The sequence below is a fragment of the Microcoleus sp. N3A4 genome (assembly GCF_036701805.1).
Lineage (GTDB): Bacteria > Cyanobacteriota > Cyanobacteriia > Cyanobacteriales > Microcoleaceae > Microcoleus.
This window is the reverse complement of sequence record NZ_JAUBRJ010000089.1, coordinates 16,799-28,887: the sequence shown is the minus strand read 5'-3', so window position 1 is coordinate 28,887 and position 12,089 is coordinate 16,799. Positions and strand designations below refer to the sequence as shown.

Genomic DNA, 12,089 nt, shown 5'->3' with positions numbered 1-12,089 from the left:
TCCGCTCAAAGTAAAAGTGAAGGGGGAGGGACTTGAAGCCTCCCATGCCTATAAATGACTATACTTTTACCAGCTATAACTGAGCGTTAACTTGCAAATGCAGAACACCCGATCTAACCCAAAACTACCGCCTATTTTGTGTTGTGTCACATTCTACTCAAGCAAATTATCAAGATTTTCCTGTGTCTGCGACTTGCCGTATAGTATCATTTATAGTTCTGGACGATCGGACCTCTTGCATGAATTTTTAGATTGATAGATCGACCGCAGATAAAAGGCAGATAAACACAGATCGACGCAGATGCCTATCAAGATAGTTTATGACTTTTGCAATCTTGTCGATCGCCCATATAGCCCGCAAATAAAAAGTTTTCGGGAGTCGCCCAACTTTTGAACCTGCGATCGAGTTCAGAATTGAACCCTTGTGGAACGGTAAAGTGTGCCGCAGACGATGCAAGCCACAAGAGTGGCATACCTCACCAAACGCCGATCGCCTTTGCCGCCAACCCGTCTAATTCATGCGTTCCGGTGCAGCGATTTGTTCGGCTGCCGACAGGCTTCACAGTTTTTTCTGCCAACAAGCCAGAATTGTGATAACCTCATAAATGTGCAAAAATCGGTTCCAACAAAAAGCAAGCGTTGGAAGAAACGGGGAAAGTCCGGTGTAACTCCGGCGCTGTCCCGCAACTGTGATGAGATTATAGAGTCTCTCAGTCAGAAGGCCCGCCGATCGCAAACCTGTTCTTTTTCGTCTACGAGGCATAGATGATGGTTAATTCAGCATTCTCAAAATTGATCTGTGATGGCGATCGATCTATTGACTTAGAACGATATAGATTAGATTTCGCTGATTCCTGATAGATTTTCAATCAGGTAATAGTTTTTTCGTGACTGTGAATACTAGACGATCGTCCACCAATCGCTAAATATTTCGCTGTAGTCTGTCGCTACTTTACGAGCAAATCATCATACTTTGTAAGGGTTTTAACTCAGCCTCAGTATATTTTTGCTGTCAATTTTCACAAATTTAATCATTGAAGTTAAGTTGAGTTATGACGATTCTAGCTGAGACATTGGAATATCCTCGGATTGGTAAAAACCGGGAAGTCAAGAAAGCCCTGGAAGCATTTTCGATTGGGAAATTAGAGACAGATGCTTTATTGCAGACTGTTCCCGCGCTGAAAAATATGGTGAAATATGCTAAAGTGTTGCGTGAGGAAGCCGATGCGAGTTGAAGATAACAAGCGGCAAGGTAGCTTTGGGTATTGGCAGAATCTGTTCGTACACCAAAATATGCTGACCATTGGATACACAGCTTGGAATGGATTTTTAACCGTCGGTCGAGGTATGGTGGTTTGTGATGTAAATCTGCCCGTCAATACCCCTGTAAATTGGCAAGTTGATACGGTTCGGTATCACTTGCAATTTATCACTGAATTATCAGTCGCTGATTATCTGCAACGACGGTCAATAGAGTCATCCGCTATCTCAAATTTGCTTCAAATCATTGCGACATACAATCCCACCCAAGAAATTATTATTTTGCTAACAGGTGACGGTCAAATAGAAATCGATTTGCTGCAACGTTTAGCAATTCCTCCTGCTGCTTGTTACGAGCAAGTACGTCTACGCTGGGATGAATTTCAGCTTTTCGAGACAACCCAAAGGAGGAGCTAATGAACTCAATATTATCAGCAGGTTTGTAAAGCACGGGCTGAATTTCAACCACAATTGACCCAATTACCTGCAACAAAACAATGCCAAAAATAGCCACCATCTCCTGATGCTAAGCTAAGCACTTATCCACACACCACAGACATACTGAATGAAAAGCGCGATCGCCAAGTCGGATTTTGTGCTAACTCCTTATATGAAGAGCAACAATTTCAAAGCTACTTGCCAAATACTCAATACAGTGATTCCTTATACATTATTATGGTTTTTAGCATTTAAAGCGGCTGCCATTTCTGTATTCCTTCTTCCGCCGATAATGGTGTTGATGACACTTTTTTCAGGACGTTGTTTCTCTTTGATGCACGATTGCGGGCACTATTCTCTTTTTAGTTCCAAAAAAGTCAATCGCATAGTGGGTTTTCTGCTAGGTATTATCAATGCGATTCCTCAGTACCCCTGGTCGAGGGGACACGCTTATCACCACAAACATAATGGTAATTGGGATATGTATCGAGGCCCTTCGGCGTTGATATCCACCGAACAATTTGCGGCGCTAAGTCCATTTAGTCAAAAGATGTATCAGTTACTCAGACACCCGTTGATGCTGTTTCCCGGTGGTTTTTACTATCTAATTATTAAGCCGAGATTCGCGCTGCTATTGGGAATTAGTGGTTTTATCGGACATATTTTTGCTGGTCTCAATCAAGATTTTGGCATGGGTTTATCTGCAATCATTGCTTCTTATAAATCCAAACATTGGTATACCACGGCTGAGTTTTGGGATTTACTCTTCAACAATATTTGTGTTGTTGGTAGCTGGATTTATCTCAGCAACTTACTAGGCTTTGGCTTTTTCTGGAGTGTTTACTCAATTGTCATGACCTGTTCGGCAGCGATATTTATCTGCATTTTCTTTGTCCAGCATAATTTTGAGGGTTCTTATGCTCATAAAGCAGAGGGTTGGGACTATCTTATGGGCGCAATTGAAGGCAGTAGTTACCTAAAATTACCAACTATTCTCAATTGGTTTTCGGCTGATATTGCTTACCACAATATTCATCATCTCTCGGAGCGAATACCTAACTACAATCTTCATGCTTGTCACAAGGCTAATATTCACCTGCTTGCTAATTCAAAAATACTGACAATTCGCGATATTCCTGACTGCTTCAAATTCATTCTTTGGGATGCTGCTTCCGATAGTCTGCAATCGATTGAATTATTTCAAAAACCAGAAAATCAATTCAGCCATGTAGCTAATTAAAACCGGATTGCAATAAATTTCGGTGTTTTTCGATCGCCCAAATGCTATAATTAGGGGTGCAGCTAGCGGGATAAATTTCAACCGGAACTTTCCGAGTTAAGTAGGTGGTTACAAATAAACATTAGATGGGTGGGGCGGGTTTTGCATTCCTCTACTCGCTTGTGTCTCGCGATCGTTAGCTAAATCCGCCCCTACAAAAGACTGTGTTTTTATGTGCTTGCCTGCTTACCTACACGAAAAAAATGTTAAAAACTTATCTACATCGAAGTGGAAAAATCCCAACAGCAATTCACCCATTTGAGAAAGCAGCTATGGCAACTCAATTAATTGAGCAAAAACAAGAAGCATTTTGGTTTTATCGTTTAGTTTCAGTTGCTTGCAATCATGCACTCGCCCGACTTGGATCGGGAATTTCAGCCTACATTCTGCTCTGGAGAGAAGGTAAAAAATGAATTTATTTTTTGTTGTAATTGGACTTCTGTTTGCACTACTGGCGATCGCCATTGCGGTCTATCTAATCACGGCTCGCCCTTATCAATCATCTAACTCTGTGGCCAATTCCTACGACGATTGGACGGAAGACGGCATTCTGGAATATTACTGGGGCGAACATATCCACTTAGGTCATTACGGTTCGCCGCCACAGCGGAAAGATTTCCTCACAGCCAAATCCGATTTTGTGCATGAAATGGTGCGCTGGGGAGGCTTAGATCGATTACCTGCTGGCACTACTGTTCTAGATGTTGGCTGTGGAATTGGGGGAAGCAGCCGCATTCTGGCACGGGATTATCGGTTCGCAGTCACTGGAATTACTATCAGCCCGCAACAAGTTAAACGCGCTCAAGAATTAACTCCCCCAGAACTCGATCTGCAGTTTCGGCTGGATGATGCTATGGCACTTTCGTTTCCAGATGCGAGTTTTGATGTGGTTTGGTCGATCGAAGCTGGGCCCCATATGCCAGATAAAGCTGTTTTCGCCAAAGAGTTGATGAGGGTGCTCAAGCCTGGTGGCGTACTGGTTGTGGCTGACTGGAATCAAAGAGACGATCGCGAAATCCCGCTCAATTTTTGGGAGAAACCAGTAATGCAGCAACTCCTGGATCAGTGGTCGCATCCGGCTTTCTCAAGCATTGAGGGCTTTTCAGAACTTTTAGAAGAAACGGGGTTTGTGGAGGGCGCTGTAACCACCGCAGATTGGACGCAAGAAACCCTTCCTTCCTGGATAGATTCTATCTGGCAAGGTATCGCTAGACCTGCAGGATTAGTAAGTTTTGGTGTATCGGGTTTCATCAAGTCTCTGCGAGAAGTACCGACTCTTTTACTAATGCGATTAGCCTTTGGTGCGGGGCTTTGTCGCTTTGGGATGTTCCGCGCACTCCGAGCAAATTCGGCGGCAGAATTAAAAGCAGCAAGTTCTACTAAAACGATGACGGGTGTTTAGCGATGGTTTGAAAGCATTGTTGACAATCAAAAACTGTCATAAGTGTCGATCGGCGGACATGATATGATTCCCGATCTTGTAGGTGCGTCAGCCTCTTTAAATCTTTGGGATAACTGTAAAAATACAGGAGGTAGACGCACCTTACAATAAGTTGAATATGAGCTAGATCATAGAAAGATTTAGGATAATTTGGCAAGCTGAGAGTAAGATTAAATAGGAGGTCAATTTAATGACCGATACTGCTCTCAATTTAAAGAATGCACCGGGACATGAAGTGCTGGCAGCGGCTGGCAAGAAAATGCTGAGGCCGGGGGGACAATTTGCTACGGAACAGTTATTTGAATGGGCGGATTTTCAGCCAGGGGAGACTGTTTTGGAGTTGGCTGCTAGTTTTGGATATAGTTCGATCGCCCTTGCTGAACGTTTTGGCGTAAAAGTAGTGGGAGTTGAGAAAAATCCCGACAGTGTGGCCCGCGCTCGTGCTAATGTTGCAGCAGCCGGTTTGAGCGATCGAGTGGAAATTGTGGAAGGAGATATTTGGCACTTGGATCGGATTTCCCAACAGTTTGATTGGGTGTTGGCTGAAGCTATCCTGACAATGCAGTCGCCGTCGGGGAAAGCTAAAATTGTATCGGGAATTTGCGATCGGCTAAAGCCCGGGGGCAAGTTTCTCTCTCACGAATTGTTAGCGAGAAACCGAGAATCTGAAATTCACAAAGCTTTATCGGAAGTGATTCGGGTTAATTCAACGCCTTTGTCTGAGTCGGGCTGGATTGCTGTTTGCCAAAACGCGGGTTTGCAAGTAGAAAAGTGTCAAACCGGGGCGATGGGACTCCTCAACTTGCGGCGCATGGTTGAAGATGAAGGGTTTGTGGGTACTGTGCGGATTTTGTGGAATATATTAAGCCGATCGCAAATTCGCGATCGCATATTAGCAATGCGTCGAGTTTTTCAGCATTATCAACAGGATCTAGGCTACATCGTTATCTCTGCAAAAAAACAATCTTAACGAAGTCAATCGATTTTCGATTTTCGATTTTCGATTGAAGAAAGTGAAGCCACCGATAAACCCGGGGGCTTGTGACCAAATTAATTGAGTGTCAAAAACTATGACTGCTACTCTTTTACAGCTACAATCTTCAGCAATCCAACTCCGAGACGCAATTGAATATCCCGCCGGAGTGCTGAACAAAATTTTATTCAAAGACAATAATTGTCAGTACAGTTTATTTTGTCTGGCCGCAGGAACGGAAATTTCCGAACACACTTCGTCACGTAATGCCACAGTTAATGTGCTTGAAGGAAAGGGTATTTTGACTCTGGAAGGCAAGGATATTGTTTTAGAACCGGGGATGTTTGTTTTCATGCCCGCTAAAGCTATTCACGCTTTGAAAGCTGAAGAAAATTTGGCGTTTATCTTGACACTTTCTGAAGTCAATTAATTCCCGCAATATTGCTGTAGGGGCAAGTTTGACCAACCCTAATTGCCTAAAATCAATAATCTCATAAATCCGCCCCGATTCACTGTCGGGGGCGGGTTTATATAGATAGTGAGTTGCAGTCAAATATTGTTTGTGAAACCCGCCCCAATAATACAGCATATTCGGTGGTTCGTGAAGTACACTATAAAGCTATATTGTGCGGTACGTGTTATGTAGGGTGCGTCGCTGCGGAGCAGGTTCAATGGAACTTGCAGATTGATGCGTGGCGACGCACCTTACTTACGACTCTTATTGTGTGTACCGCATATACATGGAATATGCTGTAATTGGGGTTTTAACATTTAGTCTATTTCTTCTCCCGAGGCGATATCTTCCAATTTTTTCCAGTCTAATACAATAATTTTACCGCCTCGACTGTAGGATACAAACGGCTTGAGTTTCTTAAACAGCCGCACGCATTCTTCGTAGGTAATCCCAATGCTGCGAGCAATTTGATAATAGGGAAAACGTTTTTCTAAAAATACATTATTATCCTTAATCTTTGTGCCTTCTTCAAGACAAAAATAATGAATAAATCGGGCCAAACGGACGATCGCCCTTTCCGACACCAAACCGTGCACAGTCTCGTGCAGTTGCTGCAACCGCTGGTTGAAAACCGCCAATATTCGCAAAGCAATCTCGGGATTTTCCCGAATTGCTGCTAGCAAAACTTCCCGTTCTGTGGTAAGAACTTGCACGTCAGTTTCTGCCGTCACCGTTGCGGGGGCAATGCCGTTGCCTAGCAAAGCAGGTGCAGCAAAAATATCTCCCTGAAATAAAGTGCGGAGAATTGTTTCTTTGCCCGCCGCTGCTGTTTTTGCAACCCGCAGAGAACCGCTCAAAAGAGTGTATAATTTTTCGGGGATGCGATCGCCCTCATACATCACAACTTCTCCCTGTCGGTACGTCCGAATTGCTGTATGTTCTTGCAATCGCTCTAATTCAGTTCGGTTTAAGCTGGCAAATATCCCAATTTGAGCCAGTTGCTCAACAGTTGCTTTCATACATTTAACTCTACGCGAGCCGAGTCCATTGAGAATATAGTAACGGTGAATTCAGAATATATCGAGACAAGCAAAGCCATCTATGAAAATGCAGAACCAGAATATCGGCAGCATTATTTTGATGAGATAGCTGGCGGATTTGTGCTAATTCACCAACAACACAATCTTAATAATTCGGAAAGTTTTGTCGCTGAAGTTTTGGCTAAAATAGGAAAGAGAGTTACACTGTTGAGCGAAAAAGCAGCAGAGGGTTTGAGAACGCCCGATGCTGAGATAGACGGTCAGATTTGCGAATTTAAGGAGTTAACAGAATCTACGAGGAACATCAGATATCGAGTTCAAGAAGGAATCAGCAGGGCAAAAAGTCAAGGTGCATCAGTAGTTATTTTTCACATCAACCGAGAAAATTACGATGTCTGGAAAATCAACGCTGGCATGAAACAAGGTCTGTTTTGGGATACCCAAAACCAGATTCAACAAATAATTTTTGTTGCCAAGAGCAAACAAATTCAAATCATTACAAGGGAAGACTGGCAAAATGGAAGACCATTTCAGCGAATTTAAAGAAATTGTAGAGTGCGGGTTGAAAAATAATATGCCGCGAGATGCTAAACTAATTACTCTAGGGCAAATTTTATATGCTGTTACCCGCGACGATCTAACTATCAAAGAAGGTTGGCTGCTTGAAGAGATGATGGGAGGCAGACAACAGTGGGAAGAAGCACTTGAATACAGTATTTTTGGCTATCCAGTAGATACGGCAACGCCACCTTTAGACAAGCCTCTAATTATCGCAGGCAAAACTTTTCATTCTCGCTTGATGACGGGGACGGGAAAATATCGCAGCATTGCAGAAATGCAGCAAAGTGTCAACGCTAGCAGGTGCGAAATTGTTACCGTCGCGGTGCGGCGAGTGCAAACAAATGCTCCGGGGCATGAAGGATTGGCAGAGGCTCTGGATTGGACTAAAATTTGGATGCTGCCAAATACTGCCGGTTGTCAAACTGCGGATGAGGCTATTAGAGTAGCTCGTTTGGGCCGGGAAATGGCGAAACTTTTAGGGCAAGAAGACAATAATTTTGTCAAATTAGAAGTGATTCCCGATGCTAAATATTTGCTGCCAGATCCGATCGGCACTTTGGAAGCAGCAGAAAAATTAGTTAAAGAAGGTTTTGCCGTTTTGCCTTACATCAATGCCGATCCCCTGCTGGCAAAACGCCTAGAAGAAGTCGGTTGTGCGACAGTCATGCCTTTAGGTTCGCCCATAGGTTCGGGACAAGGGATCAACAATGCCGCCAACATTCAAATAATTATTGACACGGTGAATATTCCTGTGGTAGTCGATGCGGGGATCGGAACGCCCAGCGAAGCTGCCCGAGCAATGGAAATGGGAGCCGATGCACTGTTGATTAATTCGGCGATCGCCAATGCCCAAAATTCCCCCGCAATGGCAAAAGCAATGGGAATGGCAGCAGAAGCGGGGCGGATCGCGTACTTAGCAGGTAGGATGCCCGTCAAGGATTATGCGATCGCCTCTTCCCCCCAAACAGGTACTGTCACCTCAAAATAAATTCCCGAATTTTCCTGGGCGCTTTTTTGGTACAGTTGTAAACATCAAAAATATTAAGGATTGTGACTGATGCCTTACATCAAAGATGACGATGGACGCCTGAACAACTTTGCTAAAGAGCCGAAGGTGTATGAAGCCGTACCTCCCAACAAAAATCAGCAACGCAACTACATCATCATGGGTATTGCAGCAGCTATGTTAGTGGCCGGTTTGGTGTTTGTGGCGGCCTCAGTCTGAAAACTGCCCTGACACTCAAAGCTGCTTCAAATCACAATTTAAAATAATTCTTCCACAAACCATGTTTTCCAACCAATGGAAACATGGTTTTTGTGTTTCAATACAAAGCAGGTAGTTGTGACAATCCTGAAGCGTACCGAGCGAGCTGGAAAGTTAAATAAGACAAACAGAAATTTGGGTTTTTCCTCTCTGCTGTCGGCTTCAGGGATTTGGGTTGCAATTAATCAGACGGGTTCGTCACAAACATAAAATTGCCAATAGAAAATCTACAATCCTTTGGTCATCATCGGTGCGATTGACTGCCTTCGGGGCTTAGTTGCGAGTTATGAGCGATCGAGATTTTAACTCTCAACTCTACAATTCAAAATCTACAATCTACAATCCAAAATCTACAATCAAAAATCAAAAATCGGCTGACCGTGATGTCTATTCCTTCCCAAAAAGTTTCTAGCTCGAACAAGCTGATCTACCAACGCTTGAAACAGGCGATCGACCTCAATTTACGCCGTCAAATTTTTATTGCCGCCTGCGACGACTTGTGCTTGCGGGACTGTCTGGCAGCCCGCTTGCAGACAGAATTAGGCTCAGAGAGCGCAGGCTCCCCGATCGACTACCCCCGATTTGTCAGTTTGGAACTCGACTTGAGCGATCCAAATCCTTGGGGTTCGATCGCCGCGTGGCTGACCCAACATCCACCGCCTCAAAACAGGGGCAGCTACAGCCCTTTGCCGGGATTTCAAATTCTCGGGGCAGAACACCTGACCAGGCACTCAGCAGCCGTGCAGTGGTCGTTCCTGAGCTATTTGAGGGACATCGAAGCACACCTGCAAATGTGCGAGTCTACTCTGTTGCTGTGGGTGTCGCGCCCCTGGCTGAGTTCGATCGAGCAGTCGGCCCCGGAATTTTGGCACTGGCGAACCGGAGTCTTTGAGTTTGAAGGCGAACCAACTCCAGCTAAGGGAGACTTCGGGCACTTTGAGGACTTCGATAACTCCGGAAACTTGGGAAACTTGCGGGACAAGGGAGACTCCGGCGACAAACTTTTAATATCTTCTTTGTCCGAACAATCCCCTACTCCCCACAAACAATTCCCAATTCCCGATTCCCAATTCCCGATTCCCGATTCTAAATCCGTCGAACTGGCAGATTTGGTGCTAGCAGCGGCCTCCTCTGAGGAATTGGAAGCAGAAAATAATGCCGAATCAGAGGACAATTTTCTGCCGCTGCAAGCCCTGCAATACATCGAACTGCTGCAAGAACATCAGTGCTGTTGCGAAGCATTGGCTTTGGCTTATCACAGTTTGGGAAATTACTACCGCGATCGCATTCTGGGCGGAGACGCTTCAGAGCAAAACCTGACAATCGCCATTCGCGCGATCGAACAAGTGATCGCGTACCTCGAACTCGACGCCAACTCGCAGCAAAATCCACCATTAACTGAGGAATGCGCCCTGCTGATTTCCGAATTGACACAAAATTTAACTCAGTACGCCCAACAGTCCTACAGCCTACCGCCAATTTCCGATCTGCTCAACGATCTCGGCACTTTCTACTGGATGCTGTCGCGCGATCGCACGCAGCATAACGCCTCAGATCCGGTATCCTGCCTCGAACGCAGCATCGCCCTCTACCTTGAAGGTTTGAACCGAACAGATGCCGAAACCGTACCCCAAACCCGCGTTAGATTAAACAAAAATTTGGGAATCGCCTCGGCAGATTTAGCCCGCTATCGAGACAAGACAGAGAACTTGCAGCAAGCAGTTGCAGCTTACCAACAAGCGCTGCTGGATCTAGACCCCGCCCTGGAACCCCAGCAGTACGCTGCTGCTCAGAATAATTTGGCGACAGCATACTGGAATTTAGCCCAAGACGGTGAGCCGATCGCATATCTCAAAAGCGCGATCGCAGCTTACGCCCAAGCCCTCTCCTGCTACAGTCCCGAACGAGAACCCCTCAACTATGCCGGAGTGCAAAACAACCTCGGTACCGCCTGCTGGAACCTCGCCCAGCACGAACCCTCAGAACCCCTGCTAGTTAGGGCGATTGAGGCCTACCGCGAAGCATTGAAATACCGCACCCGAGAATTAGTACCCGCAGCAGCAGCCGCCACCTACAACAATCTGGGTACCGCTTATTGGCATTTGGCGAAGTTTCAGCAGAAACAAGCCCGGACGGAATCATTGCAGCAGGCGATTACCGCCTACGAAGCCGCCTTGGATATCGCCGGAAAGCTCGATCGAACCCAACTTACATTTGACGCCTTGGCCGCCCGCAACAATCTCGGACTAGCCCACTATCAACTAGCCACAGACGCAGATTTCGGGGTCAACAAAGCCGCACAGACAAGCCATCTAGAAGCAGCACTGCACCACCAGTTGCAAGTGTGCGCCGCCGAATGGGGACAACATCTCAAGGACAAAGGGTTAACATATGGGGATAAACTCAACCTGCAAGCCCCAGCCAACTCCCAAGCTGCTGATTCGCGACAAACAGCATTGAGCTATATTGTCAAAACGATTAGAGCTTTCTATAGTGAATGTGGGCTGCCAGGCCAAAATTTAGCCTTATCCAAAGTTCCCGGAGATTTATTGCCTGAAATCTTGCGTAGGCTATAAATATGGCTATAACTATTAAAAGCTCAATTTTTTCGAGATTTGTATCCAGTTTTCTATTATTATGGCTGAATATTCTTGCCAAATTCTTCAAGCAAACTTGTGGTCATGGCCCCTGTAAAAATCCTTGTGGTTGATGACGACCCGGCAATCCGAAATTTAATTCACCGTTTTTTGAGCCAGCAAGGTTATCAAGTTGAGTCTGGCGAGGACGGTCAGACTGGTCTGGAATTATTTGAGCAACTCAATCCTGACTTAGTAGTTCTAGATGTAAATTTACCCGATACTACTGGCTACAAACTGTGTCAAGAAATGCAAAGACGCACGGGCGTGTTTGTGTTGATGCTGACCAGCCGAACCGATGAAGCTGACAAAATGAAAGGGTTTGCCGAAGGTGCTGACGACTACATTACTAAACCATTTAGTCTTGTAGAGATTGGAGCTCGGGTTGCAGCAATTTTGAAGCGCAAGCGCATTGTTACTCCCGCCGAACAACAAAGTCTTAGCTTTGGAGAGCTATTAATAGATCCGGTTCGCCGCGAGGTGATTATCGGCAGTCAGATAGTTGCTTTGACTGCTTTAGAATTTGACCTGCTGTACTGTTTGGCCAGCAAACCCGGTCGCGTGTGGAGGCGATCGGAATTGCTGCATGAAGTGTGGGACTACGAGTATGTAGGAGCCGATCGCGTGGTGGATGTCCATATCGGTCAAATTCGCCGCAAAATTGAACTAGATGCCAATCAAATGCCGATGATTCAAACCGTCCGGGGGGTGGGTTACAAGTTTGAGCCAACAACCTAGTACCA

Annotated in this window: 14 protein-coding genes and 1 riboswitch; of the genes, 12 read left to right on the top strand and 2 right to left on the bottom strand. The window is 45.3% G+C overall.

All coding sequences use genetic code 11. From position 1 onward, the window contains the following. Positions 1–308: 308 nt before the first annotated feature. The gene (locus QUA56_RS32435) at positions 309–473 is read right to left on the bottom strand and encodes a hypothetical protein (RefSeq protein ID WP_333366850.1); all 165 of its coding nucleotides are present in this window, start codon (positions 471–473) and stop codon (positions 309–311) included. Positions 474–600: 127 nt separating this feature from the next. Then, a riboswitch (cobalamin riboswitch) is annotated at positions 601–745 on the top strand. A 307-nt stretch (positions 746–1,052) separates the two neighbouring features. Between QUA56_RS32435 and QUA56_RS32430 the strand changes: the two genes are divergently transcribed. From QUA56_RS32430 to QUA56_RS32400, 7 genes are all read left to right on the top strand, one after another. Next, a complete protein-coding gene (locus QUA56_RS32430; protein ID WP_333366847.1) occupies positions 1,053–1,235 on the top strand; it encodes a hypothetical protein in 183 nt (60 codons plus the stop codon). Beyond that, positions 1,225–1,677: a hypothetical protein gene (locus tag QUA56_RS32425; protein ID WP_333366844.1), complete on the top strand. Its 453-nt coding sequence runs from the start codon at positions 1,225–1,227 to the stop codon at positions 1,675–1,677. Before QUA56_RS32430 ends, QUA56_RS32425 begins: the two co-directional genes overlap by 11 nt. Positions 1,678–1,825: 148 nt before the next feature. Continuing rightward, positions 1,826–2,938: a fatty acid desaturase gene (locus tag QUA56_RS32420; protein ID WP_333366842.1), complete on the top strand. Its 1,113-nt coding sequence runs from the start codon at positions 1,826–1,828 to the stop codon at positions 2,936–2,938. A 242-nt stretch (positions 2,939–3,180) separates the two neighbouring features. Next, on the top strand, positions 3,181–3,390 hold the full coding sequence (locus QUA56_RS32415) for a hypothetical protein (RefSeq protein ID WP_333366839.1): 210 nt from the start codon (positions 3,181–3,183) through the stop codon (positions 3,388–3,390). Beyond that, on the top strand, positions 3,387–4,379 hold the full coding sequence (locus QUA56_RS32410; RefSeq protein ID WP_333366837.1) for a methyltransferase domain-containing protein: 993 nt from the start codon (positions 3,387–3,389) through the stop codon (positions 4,377–4,379). Before QUA56_RS32415 ends, QUA56_RS32410 begins: the two co-directional genes overlap by 4 nt. Before the next feature lie 229 nt (positions 4,380–4,608). After that, complete coding sequence (locus QUA56_RS32405) at positions 4,609–5,388, top strand: methyltransferase domain-containing protein (RefSeq protein WP_333366834.1); 780 nt, start codon at positions 4,609–4,611, stop codon at positions 5,386–5,388. A gap of 100 nt (positions 5,389–5,488) precedes the next feature. Beyond that, positions 5,489–5,821, top strand: coding sequence for a cupin domain-containing protein (locus tag QUA56_RS32400; RefSeq protein WP_333366831.1), 333 nt, complete (start codon positions 5,489–5,491; stop codon positions 5,819–5,821). Positions 5,822–6,162: 341 nt separating this feature from the next. Here QUA56_RS32400 and QUA56_RS32395 read toward each other — a convergent pair whose 3' ends face one another. Further along, positions 6,163–6,864 carry a Crp/Fnr family transcriptional regulator gene (locus tag QUA56_RS32395; RefSeq protein ID WP_333366828.1) on the bottom strand — a complete coding sequence of 234 codons (702 nt, stop codon included), beginning with the start codon at positions 6,862–6,864 and terminating at the stop codon, positions 6,163–6,165. Positions 6,865–6,909: 45 nt separating this feature from the next. Here QUA56_RS32395 and QUA56_RS32390 point away from each other — a divergent pair, with 45 nt between their 5' ends. The 5 genes from QUA56_RS32390 to QUA56_RS32370 all read left to right on the top strand — a co-directional run bounded on the left by QUA56_RS32390 (position 6,910) and on the right by QUA56_RS32370 (position 12,084). Continuing rightward, the gene (locus QUA56_RS32390; RefSeq protein ID WP_333366825.1) at positions 6,910–7,428 is read left to right on the top strand and encodes a CdiA C-terminal domain-containing protein; all 519 of its coding nucleotides are present in this window, start codon (positions 6,910–6,912) and stop codon (positions 7,426–7,428) included. Beyond that, positions 7,403–8,434 (top strand): thiazole synthase, encoded by a 1,032-nt coding sequence (locus QUA56_RS32385; protein WP_333366823.1) that lies wholly within the window; start codon positions 7,403–7,405, stop codon positions 8,432–8,434. The genes QUA56_RS32390 and QUA56_RS32385 overlap by 26 nt, the downstream gene beginning before the upstream one ends. 69 nt (positions 8,435–8,503) lie before the next feature. Beyond that, a complete protein-coding gene (psb34, locus tag QUA56_RS32380; protein ID WP_015177107.1) occupies positions 8,504–8,671 on the top strand; it encodes a photosystem II assembly protein Psb34 in 168 nt (55 codons plus the stop codon). Between the two features lie 422 nt (positions 8,672–9,093). Next, on the top strand, positions 9,094–11,286 hold the full coding sequence (locus QUA56_RS32375; RefSeq protein ID WP_333366820.1) for a tetratricopeptide repeat protein: 2,193 nt from the start codon (positions 9,094–9,096) through the stop codon (positions 11,284–11,286). 105 nt (positions 11,287–11,391) lie between these two features. Then, positions 11,392–12,084, top strand: coding sequence for a response regulator transcription factor (locus QUA56_RS32370; protein WP_333366818.1), 693 nt, complete (start codon positions 11,392–11,394; stop codon positions 12,082–12,084). Positions 12,085–12,089: the final 5 nt, after the last annotated feature.

Bases quoted from the DNA above. Each gene is read 5' to 3' on its own strand.
- QUA56_RS32385 (WP_333366823.1), top strand. From the start codon at position 7,403: ATGGAAGACCATTTCAGCGAATTTAAAGAAATTGTAGAGTGCGGGTTG.
- QUA56_RS32430 (WP_333366847.1), top strand. From the start codon at position 1,053: ATGACGATTCTAGCTGAGACATTGGAATATCCTCGGATTGGTAAAAAC.
- QUA56_RS32375 (WP_333366820.1), top strand. From the start codon at position 9,094: ATGTCTATTCCTTCCCAAAAAGTTTCTAGCTCGAACAAGCTGATCTAC.
- psb34 (WP_015177107.1), top strand. From the start codon at position 8,504: ATGCCTTACATCAAAGATGACGATGGACGCCTGAACAACTTTGCTAAA.
- QUA56_RS32415 (WP_333366839.1), top strand. From the start codon at position 3,181: ATGTTAAAAACTTATCTACATCGAAGTGGAAAAATCCCAACAGCAATT.
- QUA56_RS32400 (WP_333366831.1), top strand. From the start codon at position 5,489: ATGACTGCTACTCTTTTACAGCTACAATCTTCAGCAATCCAACTCCGA.
- QUA56_RS32410 (WP_333366837.1), top strand. From the start codon at position 3,387: ATGAATTTATTTTTTGTTGTAATTGGACTTCTGTTTGCACTACTGGCG.
- QUA56_RS32425 (WP_333366844.1), top strand. From the start codon at position 1,225: ATGCGAGTTGAAGATAACAAGCGGCAAGGTAGCTTTGGGTATTGGCAG.
- QUA56_RS32435 (WP_333366850.1), bottom strand. From the start codon at position 473: ATGCCACTCTTGTGGCTTGCATCGTCTGCGGCACACTTTACCGTTCCA.
- QUA56_RS32370 (WP_333366818.1), top strand. From the start codon at position 11,392: ATGGCCCCTGTAAAAATCCTTGTGGTTGATGACGACCCGGCAATCCGA.
- QUA56_RS32395 (WP_333366828.1), bottom strand. From the start codon at position 6,864: ATGAAAGCAACTGTTGAGCAACTGGCTCAAATTGGGATATTTGCCAGC.
- QUA56_RS32405 (WP_333366834.1), top strand. From the start codon at position 4,609: ATGACCGATACTGCTCTCAATTTAAAGAATGCACCGGGACATGAAGTG.
- QUA56_RS32420 (WP_333366842.1), top strand. From the start codon at position 1,826: ATGAAAAGCGCGATCGCCAAGTCGGATTTTGTGCTAACTCCTTATATG.